This is a genomic window from Providencia sp. M-27, from assembly GCF_011077905.1.
Taxonomy (GTDB): domain Bacteria; phylum Pseudomonadota; class Gammaproteobacteria; order Enterobacterales; family Enterobacteriaceae; genus Providencia; species Providencia huaxiensis.
This window is the reverse complement of sequence record NZ_JAALBT010000017.1, coordinates 1-20,217: the sequence shown is the minus strand read 5'-3', so window position 1 is coordinate 20,217 and position 20,217 is coordinate 1. Positions and strand designations below refer to the sequence as shown.

Sequence of the window (20,217 nt, the reverse complement as noted above, 5' to 3'; positions counted from 1 at the left end):
ATGAAATGCGATTAAATTTCAAGGTTGAGGCTAAAGCCTGCTGTCGCCCCTGATGTATCGAATTTTTTCGGCTTATATAACGGCACGCCGACAAACAGGTCGTAGCTTAAACGTGATGAAATTGAGCCGCGCAGCCCTAATGCGGTACCCGCGAGTTGATGCCCCACAAGGTATTTAGTGCTCTGGCCTTCAACACGCCCGTAGTCAGCGGCTAAATACAGCTCTTGCCCTTGAGAAAAGGCATTCCACGCCAGTTCGTTGCGCCATAACAGGCCTTTTTCTCCTGACAGCACTTGCTCACCGTCAAAACCACGGACGGTATAACGTCCACCAATAGACATGCGCTCTTGCGGTGTTAGGGCGTGCTGAGTCCATTGACCGCGTAAAGCGGTATTCAAACGCCAAGGTTGTTCACCCAACGTGAAGGGTTGATTGAAACTGATGTCTCCGAGCAAAATCCCCACGCGGGCACTGCCGCTGTGGGTATCTTCTTCTGGCGCACGGCGAGCTCCATACGCACCTGTACCGCGACGCCAGTTGACATTGGCATCGAGTGTGGCATTGCCTAAGAAGCTGCGCTGATTAATACCGACTTCCCAGCCAGCAGTACGGCGACGTTGCTGCTCAATATCAATGTCATTGACCGCGTTACTGGCCGTTTTTCGGTAGGTACGTAAGTTAAGCGTGGTTTTATGGGTTTGATCGCGAAACAGCAACCGTGACACGGTAAATTGTGCTGTATCACTCTTGCCGCTATAACGCAGCACTTCGTTGGCATTGGGAATATTTTGGTGATAATTATATTCATTGTAATTGGCTGCAAAGCCCCAATTGCCAACGGGAATAAAGTAGTTCAGGGTATAAGAACGGTTACCAAAAGGGCCTTTATCAAACAAGTCTTTGCTGATGTTGGCGTAAAACATGTCATTTTGGGCAAACGGGGCATCAATGGCGAGTGTCGCAGAGCCTAAATATCGCCCCGTGCTTTTTGAGCCACTATCATCCAAACCCAAGCTTAATCGCACAGGGCGTTTTTCTTGCCAACTGACCACTAAGTCACTGGTGCCATCAATTGGGCCGGGTTCGATACGAATATCGGCAGTGACATTCGGTACGCGTTTAAAGTTTTCCAGCCCTTGCTCAATATCACGCAGATTCAAAATATCGCCCGAGGAAGCAGGAACGGCATTCCACAAGCGACCACGCCATGAGGTGCCTTCATCAAAACGAATGGTGTTAATGCGCCCCGGCTGGAGCGTGAGGACTAATTCACCTTGATTCAAGTCTTGTTCCTGAGCCATCACGCGGGTAGTCACATACCCTTTCTCTAAAATGGCATTTTGGACTTTATTGAGGACCAACAAAATCCCTTGGCTACCCAAGCACTGGCCTTTGGCGTCGTTAACGGCCTTTAACGCCCATTGAAAATCGGCGGCGGATTCACCATCAAGGCGAATAGTGGAAATGGTAAAGCAGGGTTGCTCATTTTGCGGATAATCCGGCAGTGACAAATCAGGCTGTTGAATACGTGTATCCACAACGGGGTTGTTCTGCTGTTGTAGCATACGTTCACGTTCTTGCTGGCGTTGCTGTTCACGGGCATCGATAGAGAGTGCTTGGTTGACGGGGTCAGCCAATAAGGGGGCTGACATAAAACATAAGCTTAGCAAACTCCATTTTAATGAACGGTGTTGCTCACCAACGTGACCACGCGCGGAGGGTAATGCTTTTTCCTGCATATTTTTGCCTAATTCATAAATCAATACATGTAGTTATCTAACCCAATGAATTAAGGCAGTGCCAGTGATGAAATATCGGTTCAGGGCATCCTTGCTAATACATCCACAAATCCGTTGTGACGCTGATTAAGCGTGAGTTTAAAGTGCGGAATTTAGGGAGTCGCTAAATTTCATTGAGAACGTTATCTTAAGTTAAATTTACTGTTAACATTTACATAAATTGACAAGAAGGACAATAAGATGAAATCGCATTTTTTGGTAAATAAAATTTAATATCAGCTTTTAATTCCGTGATGGGTATTTATTAGTGATTGGAACTGGATTTTCGATTTATACAGAATTTAAATTTAATGAGTGTAGGGTGTTTACTATTCGACATACACAATAATACTTATTATTTTACAATAAACTCCATTTTATCGTGACATAGATAATTAATTCATTGTTTTTATCTAATTTTTGTTGCTGTATACGTGTGATGATAAGGTTATTTTCACCTTATAGCGATAAACAGATTGGGGGAGATGGTATGGCGAAAGGTTTAAAAATGTTTTTTGCTAGACAATCTAAAAACGATGATCAATTGGTTTCTATTTCTGCGATTACAAAAGACAGTAAAGATGGGCTTATTTGCGAGTATTGCGATGCGAATGTGACTTGGGTGGATTCTTTTGTGCGTTTAGGTAGAACGATATCGCCATATTTACGCTTAGGTCCTAATCAAGAACATTCTGCATCATGCAAAAATAATGTTAGAAGGGCGGTAGAAGTATTGGTTGCAAAGTCTACAAATATTGAAGATACCAAAGATATTTTTCTTTCAGAACAAGGCACATTCATATTTCGGATGAATGTATTGTTAGAGGCTGAATCAGATTTCAAACGAGCAAAAAAAGCGTATGAAGATGAATATGATAGTGAAATTCGGGAGCGTAAGAGTCGAGAGTATAAGGCATCTGAGAGAAGGCTTTCTAATTATTTTAACTCAGCAGCGGGCATAGCAAAAATTTGGGAAAGAATAGAAGAGAGTTCAGATAAAAAGCTGTTATCTGAACTTGTCGTTATCGAATTTAATGGCAAAAAAATCAAATGGAATAATTTTTTTTATGATGAAAGTCGATATCCTATTTTGTATAAAAAAGGGGATGGAATTGAGCATCCCGTCGCTATTTACAGTGCTAAGTATTATGGTGATGATATATTTACTATTTTGATACTACGCTTGCGAATACAGGCGTCTTAGTTAAGTCTTTTGTCTGGTTATTTATTTGTTTTTAAATGGTATTAACATGAGTAAAGATGACTATATTCTTCGGGCACTATCAAAAATCTCTCATAAGCGCTGGGAACACTACATTATCAATCGCATTTTTCACAGGTTGAATGACCCTGACCTTGAGTTCGTTTGCCAGCAGTGTATTCGAAAGGAAGGGCACTCTGGAAAAATTTATCTCGCAGACCTGCTTTTTCCACAGCTAAAGTTGTATCTTGAAATAGACGAGGCGCACCATGATAGCGATGAAGCTAAAATGGCTGACGGAATCCGCCGTTTGGACATCATGGAAGCGACTGGATTTATTGAAAAACGAATTCCAGCTAATAACACGACACTGGACAAGATTAATCATCTCGTTGACGAATTCATCCTTCTTGTTAGGGATAGAAAAGCCCAACAGGAAGCCCAAGGCTTATTTCGTCCTTGGGACTATGACAGCCGTTATACCTCTCAAAAGCATATTGACGAAGGCGTTATTGAAGTGGGTCCTTACGCAGTATTCCGATATCACAAGGATGCTTTGCAGTGCTTTGGTTATGGGGATAAAGGACACCACCAATCAGGTAGCTGGCGGGTACCTGAGACTGTTGTAAAAGCAATCGGTTTGGACGGAGATGTAATGGTTTGGTTTCCACGGTTGTATAAGGCGGGGGAGTGGGACAATTCATTTTCTACTGATGGTGACCTGATAACGGAAAAAAGTCTTAATCCAACACGCAACTATAGGGAAACGTGGCGTTATCGTATCGTAATGGCTCACTCTCGTGATGAGCTGAACCGGACACTATATCGATTTCTTGGTATTTTCACTCAAGATGAGCAACAATCATCTGAAGGTGTTAATGTTTTCAAGCGGGTAGATACACGCATCAAGGTTTATACAACATAAAAGTAGTTTTGCATTTTGTAGCTTAGCCATAATTAAATCTCTTGTGGCGTTGAGATTTAATTATGGCTGTTAAAATACTTGAATTACTCGACTAAAAAGCTCGTGCTGAATTTCTATTCGTGAATATTCGCTACAAGCATTAGCCCAAGTCTGGAACGGTAATTAAAAGTTGGGATTGATACGTGCTGATACTCCAGCATGCTCTTTTAGGAGGTAAAGAAGTCCGCCGCCATCAATCAGTTCGATTGGTTTGTCTTCGCAGAAACGATATGCATCTTTACCGTATTGACTTGTACACACCAAAATTCCTTTGTTAGCCCCTTCATTCATCATTGTCCCATAAAGATCTCTAACAGAGCTGACGCCAACGGTGTCTTTATATCTTTTAGCCTGAATTACCACTTTGCCTCCGAGGATCGGACGAGTGTCAAATGCCACTGCATCAACACCCCCATCTTTTGTACCTCTAGTGAGTTTGGTGTCCAGTCCCATTTGAGTGAAAAGATTTGATACTAATACCTCAAATTCTGATGGTGAAAGTTCCATAAGGTTTGGTCGTGTTTCGAGGGCAGATAAAGCGTCGCCTTGTTCAATAAAGCGTTTATCAACCATGTTGAACTCGATAATAGGTTTTACAGCTTGAAGCTCATCTGGCCGCCCTGAAACTTGTGCGCCTAAACTTCTAAGGCATGCGCTCTTTTCGACCCTTCCCAGTTTTATTTGCATGAAATCGTCCTTGTGAGCACGGGCAGATACTAATGTGACTTTGGTGTCATGTCCGCTTGTAGGATCGATAGTTTCGATTACACCGTTAAACAAAACTGACGTTAAAGCAGATGCCTTGTCAGCTTCGAAAAGCTCATGCATTGTACGGAGTGTGATCGCGGCGATTATATTCTGATAGAGTTCTTTGATCTCGCTAATCTTTCGCGCCTTAGCATCAATAGCATCTCTTGATTTGATATATCGGTATTCTAACTCGCGTGGAACTACTGCAATTTCAGGTAAGTTGTATTCAACTACCAACTCTTTGCTATCAGGTAAATAGGCCAATCTAAAGGTTTGGGGAAAGCCCTTCTCTGGATATTCCGACCGTGTCAATACCATTTCACAATAAGTCAACACGCTGTCAGGATCGCAGTTGAGATAGTCTTGCTCAAATTGGTCAATTTCGTCGTGTTGACTTTTTATTTCTTCAAGATAAGCAGTTTTTCGGGCCTGATACTCAGAAACTAAAGCGTCAAGCTCAACTTTCTGATTTAAGAGTTTAACTGAATAATCTTCCTTATTTTTATTGAAAGATTCTTCTGCACTCTGCAATTCTCGATAATATTTGTTCTTTACCCATGGGAAAATAGTCATCCATAGGGCTGGAGCGTTCACGACTTTCATCTCAGGTTCAGGGTCTGGTAAGAGATGTTTGGGTGTTTTGAAGTCTTCGAATTTTGGGCGTTTTTTTAATACCGAAAAATCAATTGAATCGTCAAATTCGAGGGTATGTTCCAGAAGTGTAGAAAGTGCAGTGATATTCTCGGTCAGCTCAGCGTTTAGATCGGAAACTTCATCTTGACGTTCTTCCAGATACATTATTTTTGCTAACTTATCAGCCTCTTTTTGCTCGCGAAGTCTCTGAGCATTATCACGTTTTATTTCGCGTTCTATACGGCGAGTTTCGGCTAAATAATGACGTTCTGCTCTCTTACGCTCACGCTCTGCTGCTGCAACGGCTCTGCCTGTAGCTCGTATAAAACCTTCAAATCCTGATCTCCGTCCCATTCTAACTCCCACAGCCTCCAACCGAAAGTTCAATCTGTAATAAGTGAAATTGCCTCAAGCAACCATCCATTTAATTAAGCACACTTAATTTATGTTATGTTAGCATCAAGCCAATCTATAATATTTAAGAAAAGCAATCTATAGCATTTAAGAAAACTAATCAGTCTATATCTCAAAACATGCAGATTTGTTGCCTTCTGGCTCTATTGGTCACGGCAAACCATTTTAGCAACTTTCGCTCCTGACATAAAACTGGTCACCTGAAGCGTCGGGTGGTCTGCTGTGAGCGAAAAGCGGAAGTTAGCAGTTGAACTTGCAGCCAAATAGTCGCATTACTAACATTGCGTCGTGTAAATCAACGGGGAATGGAATGAATATGATGACAGAACCTTTAAGTTGGGAGAACTGGAGCAAGGTTTACCTGAACAAGAAACACAAAAAAAGAGCCTCACTTGAACGGTGGGGGCTACGAAACCTACACTCTGTAGAAACTCTTGATCACATTGTTTCTGAAGTTAAAAAAGAATGCTTAAAAAACAATCTGTACATTAATGTCAGCGTAAACTCAGTTTGGGTTGATGGGACACCTCAGGCAAAATTCACCGTAAGCAAGTACGAAAATGTGAACAACTCCTCTACGAGTTATGGCAATACGAATCAGGTAAGACATAGAGCCAGAAAAGATGAAGTCCTTAACTGCGAACTAGCAGACCTTTTGTTTATCTTCAATGAATTTAACAGCCAAAATGGTTTTAAAAAAGTCCGTGCCGTTTTATTACAGGGCAAGTGCTCAGAAAAAAACAATTTATTGCCTGATGGACCTTCAACAGAAAAAGAAAGGAAGCTACTTGAATCAGTTAACCGGGAAGAACTGCTGACCTTATATCCTGGTACTAAAGCATCTGGTAAGGAAATCGGCATGTACAAACTTGGTGGCGATGAGCCGGGACTCGCTGATTGTGCCAAATATCTGATGATGCCGAAATATGAATCATGGAACTATAAATCACCTGAAAACACCGCTCCTTACGTGATCGGTTGGCCAGAAAATTCGTCAAGTAAAAGTCTCGGTGTGACAAAAAATTACTTAGATGCTGTCATCGATGAAATGCTCAGATCTCAAGCAATGGGAAGAGAGGTTAAATTCAAAAATGGCGATATTGACAGGACATGCGAATGGTCAAAAATGATAGATGACTTGCTTAAAAGTTATCATGACGTAACTATGAAAGGCTATAATCGTCAAAAGCGTTTTTATAATTCATCTGGATATATTCCTGACTATATTAAAGGCCTTAGTTTGATGAGCAATGATGTCAGTTTGTTTAGCCCCTTACAGATGAGTTATGGTTATTTAGTCTGGTACTATGTCGATCGATATGACTATCTTAAAAAAGAATGTGGTGTTCGATTTGAAAGGTTTATACAAAAAAAATTAGGACAATATTTAAACTCAGTTATTTCCGAACATGGGCCTATCATTTCGACGATAATTGTAAACATTGATTATCGTGAAGGTGAGTTTCCCCGAAATTAAATTATCATCAGGCAGAAAATAAAAAACATATATACTGGGTTTTTATTTTCTGCTCTTGTGCCCATTAGACCCCACTTCTATCTCAGGAAAATTTCCCATTTGTTTTTTTCTTATGCCATAAAATTTGCAAAAAGGTCATGGTTTTGGCTTGTATGACCTACTCCCAGCAAACTAACAGAGCGCGACATAAGCAAGTTCCGCTCCTGGCACAGAACTGACATCTAGATGATGTATAGCTTCGTACTACTATTAGTACCAGCTCAAATTTGAGCTGGTACACAAGTCACCCAACTAGCGATATCCCTCTTATTCCACCTTCAATAATACTTCCTCTATCAGCTTCCTCAATAAAATCAGCCCACCATTGCATCATAGGGCGTCTTTGCTCTAGATAATCACTGCGGTTATAAGCACGCCTAACTTCATTTTTATCAACGTGGGCGAGGGCGGCTTCGATAACATCAGGTGGGAAGCATTGTTCATTGAGTGCGGTACTGGCTATTGAACGAAGACTGTGAGAAACCAATACACCACCGAATCCGGCACGTTTTAATGCAGCATTGACGGTTTGGTTATTCATTGGTTGGGTAGGCTTGATACGGCTAGGAAAGATAAACTCACGGTTACCACTGAGTGGTTTCATTAGTTCTAAGATAGCTAAAGCAGCGTCAGATAATGGAACAGTGTGCTCACGGTTCATTTTCATTCTAGCAGCCGGTATCTTCCATTCCTTAGTCTCTAAGTTGATTTCGTCCCAACGGGCTTCAGCGGCTTCGGCAGGGCGGGATATGGTAAGCAGCTGCCACATGAATAAGCATCGAGTGGATAGGCTAATACTAGCTGTACGCATTGTCTTCATGAGCTTTGGTAGCTGATCAGGGGGAATACTTGGCATATTCTTTTTCTTGGGTTTTTCAAAAGCTTTGCCAATATTGATACTCGGTACGGCATCAATTAAGCCAGTATTTTGAGCATAGATCATCACTTCGTTGATACGCTGACATAGGCGACGAACCGTTTCTAGCGCACCTCTAGCTTGAACTGGTTGTATTGCTTGAACCAATATATGTGCTTTGATATCGGTAACGCTGATATCGCCTATGGCGGGAAATACATCTCGTTCAAGTGAACGCCAAATATCATTACCGTAATCTTCGGTTACGGTGGACTTCTTCACTTCCCACCAACGTTCAGCAACTAGTTGAAAGGTATTTGCCTTAGCTTCTAAGGTGTTACGGATCTGCTCTTTATGGTGATCTTGTGGGTCTATCTGCTTAGAGAGTAGTGTTCTTGCTTCAAGGCGGTAACTACGTGCATCAGCAAGGCTGACGGCAGGGTAAGAGCCTAGGCTCTTTTTAGCTCGTTTCTTAGTGAGAGGTCGAATGTAGCGAAATGACCACAGCTTGCTGCCATTGGATTTAACCAATAGCTCTAATCCATCGCCATCATAGAGGACATAATCACTCTGTTTTGGCTTTGCTGCATCGATCTCTTTTGCGGATAATGGTTTGGTTTGTCTTGCCATTTTTGATGTTACATTGTTTTTAGGCACCTCAAAAACTACAAAGGTTACGAGGTGCCTATCAAGGTGCCTAAGATGATTGGATTTAATTAGGTGACATCAGACTGTGCAGGACATAAAAAAGCCCGCAACTCATTGAGTTAGCGGGCTTTTCAGTCTTCTTTGGACGTGCTTAGAAGATAATTTGGGCTGGCGGAGTCTGAATTAAGCTTGTACTATATTGATTTTAAATCAATAAAATTCAATTCAACTTTTAATTTGGGCCTATTGTTGGGCCTAAAGTTTATTTTACTGTTTTTTGCTCTAGACTAAAAAGTAGATTGCTATTTTAATATGATTGGTTGATGAAACGGAAACGACCAATAAAATTCTGTAGATTGTCTTGTGCCATAAGCATACATTGTTGATTGTTGATTGTTGATTGTTGATTATGATACTCATTTTGTTCTAATTCATTATACGCTAGGATATTTGCCATATTCATCAATTAAAAAAATCTGAGACAGGTACCAGTTATTGTTTTGTTTGACAAAATGATATTCATAAATTGAGGAATAGTATAACTGTGTTACTTTAGTCGTAATATTGGCAATATTTTGGATAATTACTGTAGCTATAATTTTGGGCAATATTTCCATATGCTCAACAGCAATACTATATGATTTTTTCACTTTGTTTTCTTCCAATCAGTTGCATATGTTTTGTCTATCAAGCCTTTTAGCAGCGATGATGGTTCATGTTGTCTTTTCGTATTTCTGGATATTTTTTGTTTTATAGGTTTGGCTGGGGTAGGGCCTAATAAGAGATCAAAAGCATCATCAATAGTTATATTTTTTTCTGCTGCTATAATTTGAGCTTGTAATTTTAATAACCTCTTTCTTGCTATAACTGATTTAGTATCCATATTAACCTTTAACGTAATGAATTTCATATGGCTATTATCAAATCTGGTGTATGGCATCATGTCGCGTTCCTGTCTGATTGATCCGATACCCGTTCACCATTCTTGAACTTTACATTGTTGACCACTAGCGTCAGTAGATTAAATCCTTTGATCTGCTTCCATTTATTTTGTGCTGATTCCAACAGTTTGTAAACCATTACTAAGGTGGTTTCTCGTGAACCACAATTACGTACACGCTTGGTTCTCAGTCGAACGGTTACAAAGGTCGACTCTATTGGATTGGTCGTCCGAATATGGCACCAGTATTCGGCCGGGAAATCGTAGAATGCTTGCAACTCATCTCTGTCCTTGCGCAGGCGTTCCATCGCACCATAATACTTCGACCCAAAGCGCACCAATGCACGATCAAAAGCTTTGTAGGCACCATCATGAGTCTCAGATATCCAAATCTCATGCAATGCTGTTTTGACCTTAGGCTGAGCTGGCTTTGGCTACGTATTCAGAATGTTCGCCGTCTTTTGTATCCAACAACGTTGATGGCGTGTATCTGGATAGGACTTGCTCAGCACCTTCCAAAACCCTAGTGCGCCATCACCAACCGCGAGCTTAGCACCTAACAACGATGATAATGCTTCCTGATAATCACCTGTGCTGACACCCTTCAGGTACAACCAAGGCATTAGCTCTTCTACACTTCTAGCTCGCTTTATGTAAGGCATGTAAGGCGGTAAAAGGTTACTGCTGAAACGGATTACTGATCCACTCTGATCACGTACCTTGGGCTCTTTAAACTTGATATCACCAATACCAGTGCTTTGCGAACATCCGGTAACCTATAGCCAGCATACTGATCTAGTAACACCTGAAGCTCTGCTTCAAGGGCCTGAGCGATCAAATCTCTGGCACCCGACCGCAGAAGTTTACTCTGTAGGGGTGTTATCTGTTTTTCTGGTTGTGAAAGCGCTTTGAGGGTAGAATTCATCATGGCGTGTCACCTTCTATTTATTGGTAACTTTATATTTATAAATCAATGGGATATGTCATCCTTCTAAATCCTCGTACACCAGAAATCACTATAACTCATTGCATATCGTTAATCCATTAACTGACAATCTCTATTTCTAATTCTTACATCTATCCACGATGTCATATCTTTTAAAAGAGCAAGGGCATCTTCTTTTCCCCGCGTATTACCCCAAAAACTTAGTTTAAGATATTAAATTATAGCTTGATATCAGTACACTAAATAAAAAAGAAGGTCTAGGTAATGACCACCTTTACGAATATTTGTAAAGGTGGCTAAATGATATTATTCAGTTTGATTGATGTTCTATCTTATGGATGTTATTGGGATACCACTGCATCAATTATTCTCCGTCCTATGGGATGAAAGCGGTTTGACTCTCATTCTGTTGTTCTATCTACCCGCCCGTATGATAAACATATCCTCCATCGTAAAAAATCCCTCCTTGTTCAATACAAACATCATGTCCGTAGCGTTCATAGTCAAAGTAATGGGATAAATGACCAAGTTGTGCTAAATCATAACAACCACTTTCTTCTATCCAGTAATAACCTAAGTCATATTCATTATTGACCCCCGCTAATTGCTGGAAAGAATCTAAATTATCCGCTAAATGAATTAAATCATGAATTGAACTCGCTGAAGAACCGATTTCAATTGCCGCCTGATAAAGGTCAATTTCATCAGGCGATAACATGGCTAATTGTGTGGCTAACTCGTTCAACTCATCTAAAAGGCTATATTCTGAAATGTAGGATGAAAGGCCATCAATTGAGGATTCATAGTCGGTCAAGAAATACTCTTCATAGTGAATACCATCAATGCCAATACGGGCTAAACAGTGTTCTATCTCTTTTGAGGTTGCTGGAAGCTCAAGCCATTCACCAACCAGCTCTCCTTCGTTATATTTTCCTAAATTCGTAATAAAAACAGAAATCATTCCCGATTTTAGGCATGGGGAAGCCGTCGCTGTTATTCGCATATTCATGTCCTATTATTGATGTATTGTGATTTAATTAATGGCGATATTTTGATAAAGGGAGCTATTTCCCTTTAGAAGACGATGTTGATATAAAATATCCATCAGCTGAAAACAGACAATCTACTTAAAACGTGATTAATGACGTTTTAGATCAAGATGATGAGCAGACTCACAGATCCGATAATGCGTTATGTTTTTTACCATGATTTATTTTTGTGTGGGTTAAAACGAAAAAAGCCCCTGTCCATCAGGACAGAGGCTCTTGCTTTCGTGGGCTATAGGTTACAAACTAAAATGCATTATAATAAAATTATAATCATGATTATGTTTTTAGGCATAAGCTATTCTTAAATCACTTTATTTTGGCTTTCCAAAGAATCCATGTAGTCAGCATATGTAGTGGTCAACAAAAATTGGTCACCGTTTTAAAGTTTTCCCAATATAATCGTTCTGATTCATTGGGCGTTAAGCCACCGTTATATTGATGGGGTCTAAGCTGGCTATAATACCCGATGATATATCGTGTTATTTCTTGCTGTGCTTCTATAAAATTACGGTAGCCTAAAGTGGTACCCATTCTGTCTTTAAACTTCGAAAGAATCGCTCCATCGGCGCATTATCCCAACAATTACCTCGCCGAGATAAACTTTGCTTTATCTGATAACGCCATAATAATTGGCGATATTGGCGGCTTGTATAATGACTTCCTTGATCTGAATGAAACAGGATATTTATTGGATTACCTCTTGATTCAAAAGCCATTGATAATGCTTTTCCTGTTAGCTGGCTATCCGGTGAAAATGACATCGCCCAACCAATGGGTTTTCGAGCAAATAAATCCATTACAACAGCAAGATACATCCAGCGGTTACCTGACCAAATATAGGTCATATCACCCAACCAAACTTGGTTTGGCTTCATGACCGCAAATTGACGCCCGAGATGATTTGGTATTGCAACGTGCTCTTGAGTCGCTTTTTTATATCGATGATTTGGCGTTTGGCAACTCACTAAGCCGAGTAATTTCATCAACTTAGTTGCGCGATAGCGTGTTAAAGGAACCTGTTTTGTATTCGATACAATGTCAGCAATAGTACGAGCACCAGCAGAACCGCGACTACTTTCATGGGCTTCTCGAACAAGCGCCCGAAGCCGTATTTGCTCCGCTGATGGTACCTTTGAGCGATGACGCCAATATTGATAGCTACTGCGATGAACACTGAACACGTTACACAGTTGTTTAATACTAAAGCGCCGACTGAGTTTCTCGATCAGCGAGAATTGTTCAGAGAATCCGACATCACCAGCGCTGTAGCCTTCCTAAGAAACACATTCTTCTTTTGCCTGTAAAGTCATACCCATTCTCTCGGCTTGGCGTTTGAGATTTTTTAGTACCCTTTCTTTGTACCGCTCTTCGTAATATTCAGCGCCAGGATCTTGATACTTTTTGCCATATTTCATTGCATTGTAAAACAGTATAGCTATCTTTCTTGCAGTGGCAGTTACCGCTTTTGCTTTACCAATCCTAGATGAGAGCCTTCGATAAAATGCACCAAGGGCTGTATCTGAGCGACCAACGGTCGTTGCTGCTAGTCTGAGATGAGCGACAACTCGATTATTACTCTTTCGGAAGTGAGAAGACATGACCTTACCACCACTAATTTTTGAGCCTGGGCATAATGTTAACCATGAGGTAAAATGCTTTTCAGTCGGCCATTTATTCATATCTGTACCGCACTCAGATATCAGTCGTAACGCAAGAAAAGGGCCTATGCCGTGAATTTGCGTGAGATCTGCCCCTATTAAACGATAAAGCTTTTCTCGCACATCAAATGTCATTGCGTTTGCCTGCTTTGCTCTGTGCTTTGGTTTGGGGATAGGCTCATCGGGTTCGCTCGAATTTATGCAAAGCCTATCGAGTACAGCTTCAATTTGTACATCACATTCACCAACTCGTAACTGATAGGCATCATACATAAGAACAGCCTGATGTAGAGCAAATAGATGTTCTGGCTGATAGTTACCTTTTAGGGCCGCACAAATTGTTTGTTCGTCTGCTTTACAACGTGGATCTCTGAATTTTGCTAATATAGCTGGGTCGTGCTCGCCCGCAACGATGGCTCTTACAATCTTCATCCCCGTTACGCCTGTGATATCAGAAACGACTATATGCAATTGAACGTTCATGAATGTGAGTGCTTTTTGCATATGTTGAATATGCGCTGCCGCATAATCCAACATACGTTCTCTGACTCGCATATATGTCCGAAGTTCAGCTATTGTAGCATCGGGCCTAAAACTGGCTTTTAGCAAACCACATGCATGAAGGCGCTGGATCCATTGTGCATCTCCCACATCAGTTTTCCTACCGGGTACTGCTCGGGTATCACGTGCATTGGAAAGGACAACCTCAAAACCATGTTCTTCCAAAATTTCATACACAGGTACCCAGTATACGCCGGTCGACTCCATAGCAACGGTCGTTATTCTACATTTAGTTAACCAACGTGCCATGTTATGGATATCGCCAGTAAAAGCTTTAAACGTTTGGACGGATTTGTCACTGCGATCAGGAGGAACGGCGATAACATGAAAACGGCCACCGATATCAATCCCCGCCGCATTAGGATTGATGACAGGAAGTGATTGGGATTTTGGTTTTAATTTTGACATAGTAACCTCGGCTCAATTGTGAATACCGGATGGGGAACTCGGATTAATCACTTTCCTAAACGGGGTCTATGCCACCAACATCGGGTCCGCAGATTTCCCTGGGTCAGGTTTTTTGACGGGATTTATGTCTCCAAAAGGCGTACGACCACTATCCGGTTAATTTAGAGTATAGATCTTTCTATGTTTCTAGTCAGATGGGGGATATCGCGAAATGTAGGCAGTTTTTTAATATCTCATTATGCTCTTCAAGTCGTGCAATTTTCTTTTTCAATTCACGGATCTCGACTTGTTCTGGCGTCATGGGGGACGCTTTCGGTGAAATCCCTTTGCGTTCTAGCTTGAGTTGCCGAACCCATTTGTCCATGGTTGATTTACCGACGCTCATGGCGTTGGCGGCCTCGACTACGGAGTAGCTTTGGTCAAGTACCAGTTGAGCAGCTTCAAGTTTAAATCAGCACTAAAAAGTCGTCGTATACGTTTTGCCATAAATGTCACCTGTCTGTTTATGAAGTGATGATATCACCTCTGACTTAGTGACCAAATTAACTATGCCACTTCAATACCACTGCATCATTTCACGTCTTCTTTCCAAATATTGCGCATGGTTATAGGTTCCTCGAATGGAGTTTTTATCCCTGTGCGCCAATTGAGTTTCAATACATGCGCTATTAAATCCTTTTTCATGCAAGATCGTACTCATCGTGTGACGAAAGCCATGCCTTGTCGCTTTACCGTCATACCCAATTCGCTTTAATAGCATATTGATACTGACTTCACTCATGGGTTGATTGATATTGCAACGCCCCGGAAAAACTAATTGGTATTGGCCTATAAATACAACAATCTTAAAGTGATAATTGTAATTAACTTGTAGATGTGAACTGTATTTCATATAAAATATTCTACAGTTAGGGCTTAAAGCCATAACTAAGTGAGTTATAAGCAATTAAACTGTGTTCGTGTGAATAATTATAAAAAAGGTGAAGCATTGTGGGCATATTTAAATCGATTTGGGATTTTTTTGGTCTTTATCAGACTAAAAGAATAAGAATTTTACATATGTTAATTCTACTCTTAGTGATATCGCAAATCATTGTTAGTAATTGGATGACGGGTACTAAGTCAGTAGTTATTCCGTTTTTTGAAGAGACTTATTTATTTACTTGGATTCATATCGTTTCAGGCTTTGTGCTTTTTTTCTTAACGTTCTTTTTAGTCGTGTTATGTTTTCACCAGAGAGGGTTTAGATATTTTTATCCCTATCTCTGGGGGGATTTTAAGCAAATCAAAGAAGATATAAACTCTCTTTTAGCTAAAAAGCTACCAGACAGCTCACCTAAAGGGCTTGCCGCGACAGTTCAAGGGCTAGGGTTAGGTGCTTTATCAATTGTTATTTTGTCTGGTATTGCATGGTTTTTTCTATGGTTACAGCAGTCTCCACTTGCTTTAGAGGCTAGAAGTATTCATAAATCACTCACAATTTTAATTGAGATTTATATTTATGGTCACGGTGGTTTAGGGATTATTCATTTTATAATTTGGAAAAAAAGTAAAAATAAATAGGTTTGCTTGATACCTCATTGGCAATATGGGTGATTAGTCGCCCATATTCATTAAATGATATTTTGTTGCAATCTGTAGATGCTAATAAGTTACCGTGACGCAAATATGCGTTACCTAGTAAATCAATAGTTTATCTACTCTGAATATGAATAACCAAATCTAAAATAACGGTCCTATTACGGTTCGTATAATGCGATTGAACGGCAAGGTTAGACGGGGATGTTACGGGGAGGATTAAGCTGATAACGGCGAGATTACGGTGAGGTTTCCACAATGGTTTCCAGTGAAAACACACTTTAGCAAATGGAAACTAACCACTAGGTTACTATAAGATTTCAGGCGATCAAATTGACCGTTAGTAATAAAAACAATGCGTTACCACATCTTACCATTGGTCACTGAAACGATGACCAATGAGCGTTAATCTGGTTTTGTGACAGAATTAAACGTTATCAATTAGTTATATTTTGATTCCGTCGATTTAACGGAATTAAGCATAATCAATAACTTATAGATACATACGGGATTATCCCGTATCATCATGGATAAATTAACGTTTAGATCACCCCTAGAAATTAGAATTATTATCCGATCTTCCAGAGTGCCACTAGCATTATATTTTAACCACTAGCTTATATTGTGATGATATCAAGATGAATAAACCAGAAATGAGAAAAGCAAAATCAATCAGGATCACCACATCAGGAATGGTAATAAAAGCCCCTGAACGAGTCAAAACAGCCACAGGTAAAGTAATGGCCACAATGACTATTCAGGCTGAGAGTGACAAGCGTAGCCCGTACCCATTAAAGATAGTGGCATTCGATATTAACGCGCTGGAACTAATGACCTGCCAGAAAGGAAACAAAGTAACCGCTACAGGTCGCTATGAATGGTTTAATGGTTATCAACTTATTGTTAAAGGAATAGATTGGCAATAACATATATGTTGCCAATCTACTTTTAATTAACAAGGGGGTATAGATTAATAATCTATGAGGTTTTTATCTATCAATTTATGCTTAATCGAGCTAGCTTTATTGTATCCAATTCTAAATAATAATTGAATTATCTTTGTACTGTCCTTTCCTGTAAGAGAGTAAAAAATTTCTGCTTTTTCTTCAGGCGCCATTTCATTGATATTGTGCCTAATATAATCGCTTAATTCACTTTGAATGACAGGGTTGTAAATAATTTCAGAATTATATTGTTGTATCGCTAAATGTAATAACTCAGCAGGAGTTATTTTAAATTTTGATAGTTTATGTTTGTCATCATCAGAAATGGGAATGCTAATATGGGGCATTTTGCATCCTCATTATTCTGCATCAAATGATACTTGGAATGGATAGTTCTTGCCACCTTCAATCCATTTGAATCCATAAATTTCAATGCCATAATCATCTATGGTGACATAGGCAGAGACATCAATTTCTAGCTTGTTATCTAGACGGATAGCAATCCCTTTATAGATATCAGTATTTGTTTTTTTTAACACTAACGAATAACTATTACCATCGTATGTTAAATCGAATTTAATTTCCAAATTACCATCGGAAATAATAGGATTGGAAATTTTTTTGTCGGTTATCCCGTCATACTCTTCATAAAATTTCAGGTTTTTTACATCAGCTGGAATATATTTTATTTTGTTCATTGGTTCGTCATCCTTAATAATATAAATTTTTGTATTTGCGCTAGGTCTTTTTCGGTATAGACTTATTTTTTCATATAACAAACTTTCTAATAATTGAAATTGAGAATCAGTGATAACATCTCTATATTTTGAGAGCTGTAGCTCTGTTACTTTCCCATCAAGCTCAGCATGATGATTAAGATAATTGTCAATTGACATCGAACGGTACCCAATAACCTTGGATGGGGCAAATCGCCATGTTGAACTATATTCGTCATACCATGCGTACCAACACTTAAAGCGACCCAACTGACCTTCTAATCCATTCAAAGTCCTGTTTGTTAGATTTGAATCAAACATTTTTATATTTTGTATGATGCTTTGTTTATCTGTAACGAGAGCAAAATTCATTTATGGCACCTTTCTGTGGTAGTGATTATGATTTAATTATGATTAGATCAATTAGATCTGTCAAGTCATTTAGATCAATTAAATCCATGTGATCGGTTAGCTTTATATTTAACGATGTCGTGTGGAAATTACAAGCAGGGTTATTTCTGGATGGTATTTCATTATCTGCAATGAAGTAGTCATTGATGATATTTATGCAATGATGTTACTGGAAAGTGTAGGGCTAACATTGAGATTAAAAATCACCTCAAAACAGGCATGACAAAAATATTAGGGGGTACATTTGGGGGTATCTATAAAGTTAGAATTAAAATAATCATTTAATATCAATGAAGTGAATGCTATGTATTGTTCTCTCCTCCGAATTAAACGCCATGCTATTGATTAGCATGGCGTTTTTGCTTTTTAGGTTTTAGCGGTATGCCATCCAGTATGCCATTTTATTTTGGTTTCCTTCCCACGGGCTTGGTCTGTTTTGGATGCAATGTAATATTTTACGCGCTTTGTTCTTCAGAATAACGAGATAGTGAAGGCAACTTTGCTATCTCGTTATCATTTTTTATTATTGAACTGAGATAGCTGGAAGACGGAACGGATCGCCCATTGCCATGTAGTCATCCACGTTATCAATGTTACGCAATGAACCCGCAATGAGTTGACTCATATCGAGAGGTTGTGTACTAATAACTTTTCAATTCAATTCAATGTCACACACATGACACACGCATAAGGGCCATCTCTGTCTTGGCGACGTTCAACGTAAACAGCTAACACGCCACGACAATCTGGCACCTCCTTACCAATATAATGCTCGCTATTACCAACCCATTTATACTTTCCTGCACAATAACGAGCAAGGCGAGAGCCTAAATGTTGCTGATGGATCTTCATTGCTGCGGATTTACGGATGATATTCATGGTTCACCTCATACTAAGCCATGCTCAGCGAAAGAGAAGATTTGCTGACCACCGATGATCAGATGGTCAAGTACTCGTACTTCAATTAGCTGCAATGCTTTTATTAATTGTTGCGTGATAGATTTATCCGCTTGGCTTGGCGTGATATCGCCTGACGGATGGTTGTGTGCAAAGATAACGGCAGCAGCATTAAAATGAAGTGCTCGTTTGACGACTTCACGAGGATAAACTTGTGTGCTGCTAATCGAGCCAGCAAACAGGGTTTCACTGCTTATCAACTGATTTTGTTGATTCAAGTAGAGCACAATAAACGCTTCACGCTCTAATGCTGACATTTTTAGCCGTAACCAATCCCTCACATTTTGCGTTGATGTAAAAGCAATACCCGGTTCACGCAGATACTTATCCAGTATGGTCAACGCACGTTTGATAGTACGTTGTTCATTAGGAAGCAGTGTTAAGGTATTCGTATAAGTATTGATACTCTCCATCGTTAATATCTCCATCATTACGAGGCTAGTTGAAGCATATTTTCAGCCATCACCCACAAGGCTCGGTTAAGCTTCACATCACCATCAATCCCATTCACTGAACGCGTGCGAGCGCGTTTACCTTTCGCATTTCTGCCTGATAATCCCCCTTTAATTAAATTTTCTTGCAAACGTTGGTACACCGTCCAAAGATCGTCCTTCTTATCTTCTACACGGCGTGGCTGTAATACTTGCGCTTCGGTCACAGGTTGATGCGCTTCACCATAACGATATGTGAGAGCAGATTGAGCAAAGATGTGTTGGGCTGGTGGCGGTAATAATAGGGACTGCATGGCATCACGTTGCTCATCCATGCGTTCAAATAGCCCTAACACTTCATAAGCCCCTTCAATCACTTTTTCCACCACATCGCCCTTGTGCGGTACACGCACCTCACCAAAGGTTTGTCCGCAAATTAAGCCATTCTGACAAACGAATCGGAACATCCCCGGTAACATCTGATAACTCGATGAGCCATCATGACTATTGAGCAAGATAATCTCAGGCACTTGCTGACTGGTGATTTGACCTTCACGACGTAGACGTAACATATGCTTGGTGTGCTCTCGGCGACTAGCATCACGTACACGCGTTTGGCAAGCAAAGAACGGCTGAAAACCTTCTTTCTGTAAACTCTCCAGTAACGTAATGGTCGGGATATAGGTATATCGTTCACTGCGGGATCCGTGTTTGTTTTCACCAAAAACACTGGGTACAGTACGATACAGCTCTTCGGTAGTTAGCGGGCGGTCACGACGAATAGAGCAAGCATTGCCAAAACGGGAAGCTAAACGAGACATAGGGGTTCTCCTCAATAATTAAACTGATAAATCATTC

At 40.1% G+C, this 20,217-nt stretch carries 16 protein-coding genes and 4 pseudogenes; 5 read left to right on the top strand and 15 right to left on the bottom strand.

Annotated features, from left to right (window positions below; translation table 11 throughout):
* Positions 1–11: 11 nt before the first annotated feature.
* Positions 12–1,652 carry a ShlB/FhaC/HecB family hemolysin secretion/activation protein gene (locus G6Q48_RS18405; RefSeq protein WP_231068397.1) on the bottom strand — a complete coding sequence of 547 codons (1,641 nt, stop codon included), beginning with the start codon at positions 1,650–1,652 and terminating at the stop codon, positions 12–14.
* Positions 1,653–2,268: 616 nt separating this feature from the next.
* Between G6Q48_RS18405 and G6Q48_RS18400 the strand changes: the two genes are divergently transcribed.
* Entirely contained in the window at positions 2,269–2,982 is a 714-nt protein-coding gene (locus G6Q48_RS18400; RefSeq protein ID WP_166267896.1) for a hypothetical protein, read from the top strand.
* 46 nt (positions 2,983–3,028) lie between these two features.
* Positions 3,029–3,904: an AbaSI family restriction endonuclease gene (locus tag G6Q48_RS18395; RefSeq protein WP_166267894.1), complete on the top strand. Its 876-nt coding sequence runs from the start codon at positions 3,029–3,031 to the stop codon at positions 3,902–3,904.
* 162 nt (positions 3,905–4,066) lie between these two features.
* On the opposite strand, the gene G6Q48_RS18390 is transcribed toward G6Q48_RS18395, so the two are convergent.
* Positions 4,067–5,680, bottom strand: coding sequence for a restriction endonuclease (locus tag G6Q48_RS18390; protein WP_102137487.1), 1,614 nt, complete (start codon positions 5,678–5,680; stop codon positions 4,067–4,069).
* A 376-nt stretch (positions 5,681–6,056) separates the two neighbouring features.
* Between G6Q48_RS18390 and G6Q48_RS18385 the strand changes: the two genes are divergently transcribed.
* Positions 6,057–7,217 (top strand): lysogenic conversion protein, encoded by a 1,161-nt coding sequence (locus tag G6Q48_RS18385; RefSeq protein ID WP_166267891.1) that lies wholly within the window; start codon positions 6,057–6,059, stop codon positions 7,215–7,217.
* Between the two features lie 283 nt (positions 7,218–7,500).
* On the opposite strand, the gene G6Q48_RS18380 is transcribed toward G6Q48_RS18385, so the two are convergent.
* The 8 genes and pseudogenes from G6Q48_RS18380 to G6Q48_RS18345 all read right to left on the bottom strand — a co-directional run.
* The gene (locus G6Q48_RS18380; protein WP_166267889.1) at positions 7,501–8,742 is read right to left on the bottom strand and encodes an integrase domain-containing protein; all 1,242 of its coding nucleotides are present in this window, start codon (positions 8,740–8,742) and stop codon (positions 7,501–7,503) included.
* 664 nt (positions 8,743–9,406) lie between these two features.
* Complete coding sequence (locus tag G6Q48_RS18375; protein WP_237683227.1) at positions 9,407–9,703, bottom strand: hypothetical protein; 297 nt, start codon at positions 9,701–9,703, stop codon at positions 9,407–9,409.
* Positions 9,700–10,628, bottom strand: a pseudogene (locus G6Q48_RS18370) (transposase). The gene G6Q48_RS18375 and the pseudogene G6Q48_RS18370 overlap by 4 nt, the downstream one beginning before the upstream one ends.
* 436 nt (positions 10,629–11,064) lie before the next feature.
* Positions 11,065–11,649 (bottom strand): antirestriction protein ArdA, encoded by a 585-nt coding sequence (locus G6Q48_RS18365; protein WP_166267887.1) that lies wholly within the window; start codon positions 11,647–11,649, stop codon positions 11,065–11,067.
* Positions 11,650–12,052: 403 nt separating this feature from the next.
* Positions 12,053–12,969 (bottom strand): annotated as a pseudogene (locus tag G6Q48_RS18360) (IS3 family transposase); the annotation flags it as partial.
* Complete coding sequence (locus tag G6Q48_RS18355; protein WP_166267886.1) at positions 12,970–14,322, bottom strand: IS110 family transposase; 1,353 nt, start codon at positions 14,320–14,322, stop codon at positions 12,970–12,972.
* A gap of 223 nt (positions 14,323–14,545) precedes the next feature.
* Positions 14,546–14,845, bottom strand: a pseudogene (locus tag G6Q48_RS18350) (transposase); the annotation flags it as partial.
* Between the two features lie 33 nt (positions 14,846–14,878).
* A pseudogene (locus tag G6Q48_RS18345) lies at positions 14,879–15,157 on the bottom strand (tyrosine-type recombinase/integrase); the annotation flags it as partial.
* A gap of 155 nt (positions 15,158–15,312) precedes the next feature.
* Between G6Q48_RS18345 and G6Q48_RS18340 the strand changes: the two are divergent.
* Positions 15,313–15,885: a cytochrome b/b6 domain-containing protein gene (locus tag G6Q48_RS18340; RefSeq protein WP_166267884.1), complete on the top strand. Its 573-nt coding sequence runs from the start codon at positions 15,313–15,315 to the stop codon at positions 15,883–15,885.
* A gap of 653 nt (positions 15,886–16,538) precedes the next feature.
* Complete coding sequence (locus G6Q48_RS18335; protein ID WP_164528585.1) at positions 16,539–16,826, top strand: hypothetical protein; 288 nt, start codon at positions 16,539–16,541, stop codon at positions 16,824–16,826.
* A gap of 44 nt (positions 16,827–16,870) precedes the next feature.
* Here G6Q48_RS18335 and G6Q48_RS18330 read toward each other — a convergent pair whose 3' ends face one another.
* From G6Q48_RS18330 to G6Q48_RS18310, 5 genes are all read right to left on the bottom strand, one after another.
* Positions 16,871–17,191 (bottom strand): hypothetical protein, encoded by a 321-nt coding sequence (locus tag G6Q48_RS18330; protein ID WP_164528586.1) that lies wholly within the window; start codon positions 17,189–17,191, stop codon positions 16,871–16,873.
* A 12-nt stretch (positions 17,192–17,203) separates the two neighbouring features.
* A complete protein-coding gene (locus tag G6Q48_RS18325; protein WP_166267882.1) occupies positions 17,204–17,932 on the bottom strand; it encodes a hypothetical protein in 729 nt (242 codons plus the stop codon).
* A gap of 696 nt (positions 17,933–18,628) precedes the next feature.
* Positions 18,629–18,850 (bottom strand): DUF987 family protein, encoded by a 222-nt coding sequence (locus tag G6Q48_RS18320; protein WP_036941096.1) that lies wholly within the window; start codon positions 18,848–18,850, stop codon positions 18,629–18,631.
* Positions 18,851–18,858: 8 nt separating this feature from the next.
* The gene (locus tag G6Q48_RS18315) at positions 18,859–19,341 is read right to left on the bottom strand and encodes a JAB domain-containing protein (RefSeq protein ID WP_014656726.1); all 483 of its coding nucleotides are present in this window, start codon (positions 19,339–19,341) and stop codon (positions 18,859–18,861) included.
* Positions 19,342–19,358: 17 nt separating this feature from the next.
* Positions 19,359–20,180: a DUF932 domain-containing protein gene (locus tag G6Q48_RS18310; protein ID WP_163762071.1), complete on the bottom strand. Its 822-nt coding sequence runs from the start codon at positions 20,178–20,180 to the stop codon at positions 19,359–19,361.
* Positions 20,181–20,217 lie beyond the last annotated feature (37 nt).

Coding starts and splice junctions, on each gene's coding strand:
- G6Q48_RS18395 (WP_166267894.1), top strand. CDS start 3,029: ATGAGTAAAGATGACTATATTCTTCGGGCACTATCAAAAATCTCTCAT.
- G6Q48_RS18325 (WP_166267882.1), bottom strand. CDS start 17,932: ATGAATTTTGCTCTCGTTACAGATAAACAAAGCATCATACAAAATATA.
- G6Q48_RS18365 (WP_166267887.1), bottom strand. CDS start 11,649: ATGCGAATAACAGCGACGGCTTCCCCATGCCTAAAATCGGGAATGATT.
- G6Q48_RS18375 (WP_237683227.1), bottom strand. CDS start 9,703: ATGATGCCATACACCAGATTTGATAATAGCCATATGAAATTCATTACG.
- G6Q48_RS18380 (WP_166267889.1), bottom strand. CDS start 8,742: ATGGCAAGACAAACCAAACCATTATCCGCAAAAGAGATCGATGCAGCA.
- G6Q48_RS18310 (WP_163762071.1), bottom strand. CDS start 20,180: ATGTCTCGTTTAGCTTCCCGTTTTGGCAATGCTTGCTCTATTCGTCGT.
- G6Q48_RS18385 (WP_166267891.1), top strand. CDS start 6,057: ATGATGACAGAACCTTTAAGTTGGGAGAACTGGAGCAAGGTTTACCTG.
- G6Q48_RS18315 (WP_014656726.1), bottom strand. CDS start 19,341: ATGGAGAGTATCAATACTTATACGAATACCTTAACACTGCTTCCTAAT.
- G6Q48_RS18400 (WP_166267896.1), top strand. CDS start 2,269: ATGGCGAAAGGTTTAAAAATGTTTTTTGCTAGACAATCTAAAAACGAT.
- G6Q48_RS18335 (WP_164528585.1), top strand. CDS start 16,539: ATGAATAAACCAGAAATGAGAAAAGCAAAATCAATCAGGATCACCACA.
- G6Q48_RS18330 (WP_164528586.1), bottom strand. CDS start 17,191: ATGCCCCATATTAGCATTCCCATTTCTGATGATGACAAACATAAACTA.
- G6Q48_RS18320 (WP_036941096.1), bottom strand. CDS start 18,850: ATGAATATCATCCGTAAATCCGCAGCAATGAAGATCCATCAGCAACAT.
- G6Q48_RS18355 (WP_166267886.1), bottom strand. CDS start 14,322: ATGTCAAAATTAAAACCAAAATCCCAATCACTTCCTGTCATCAATCCT.
- G6Q48_RS18405 (WP_231068397.1), bottom strand. CDS start 1,652: ATGTCAGCCCCCTTATTGGCTGACCCCGTCAACCAAGCACTCTCTATC.
- G6Q48_RS18390 (WP_102137487.1), bottom strand. CDS start 5,680: ATGGGACGGAGATCAGGATTTGAAGGTTTTATACGAGCTACAGGCAGA.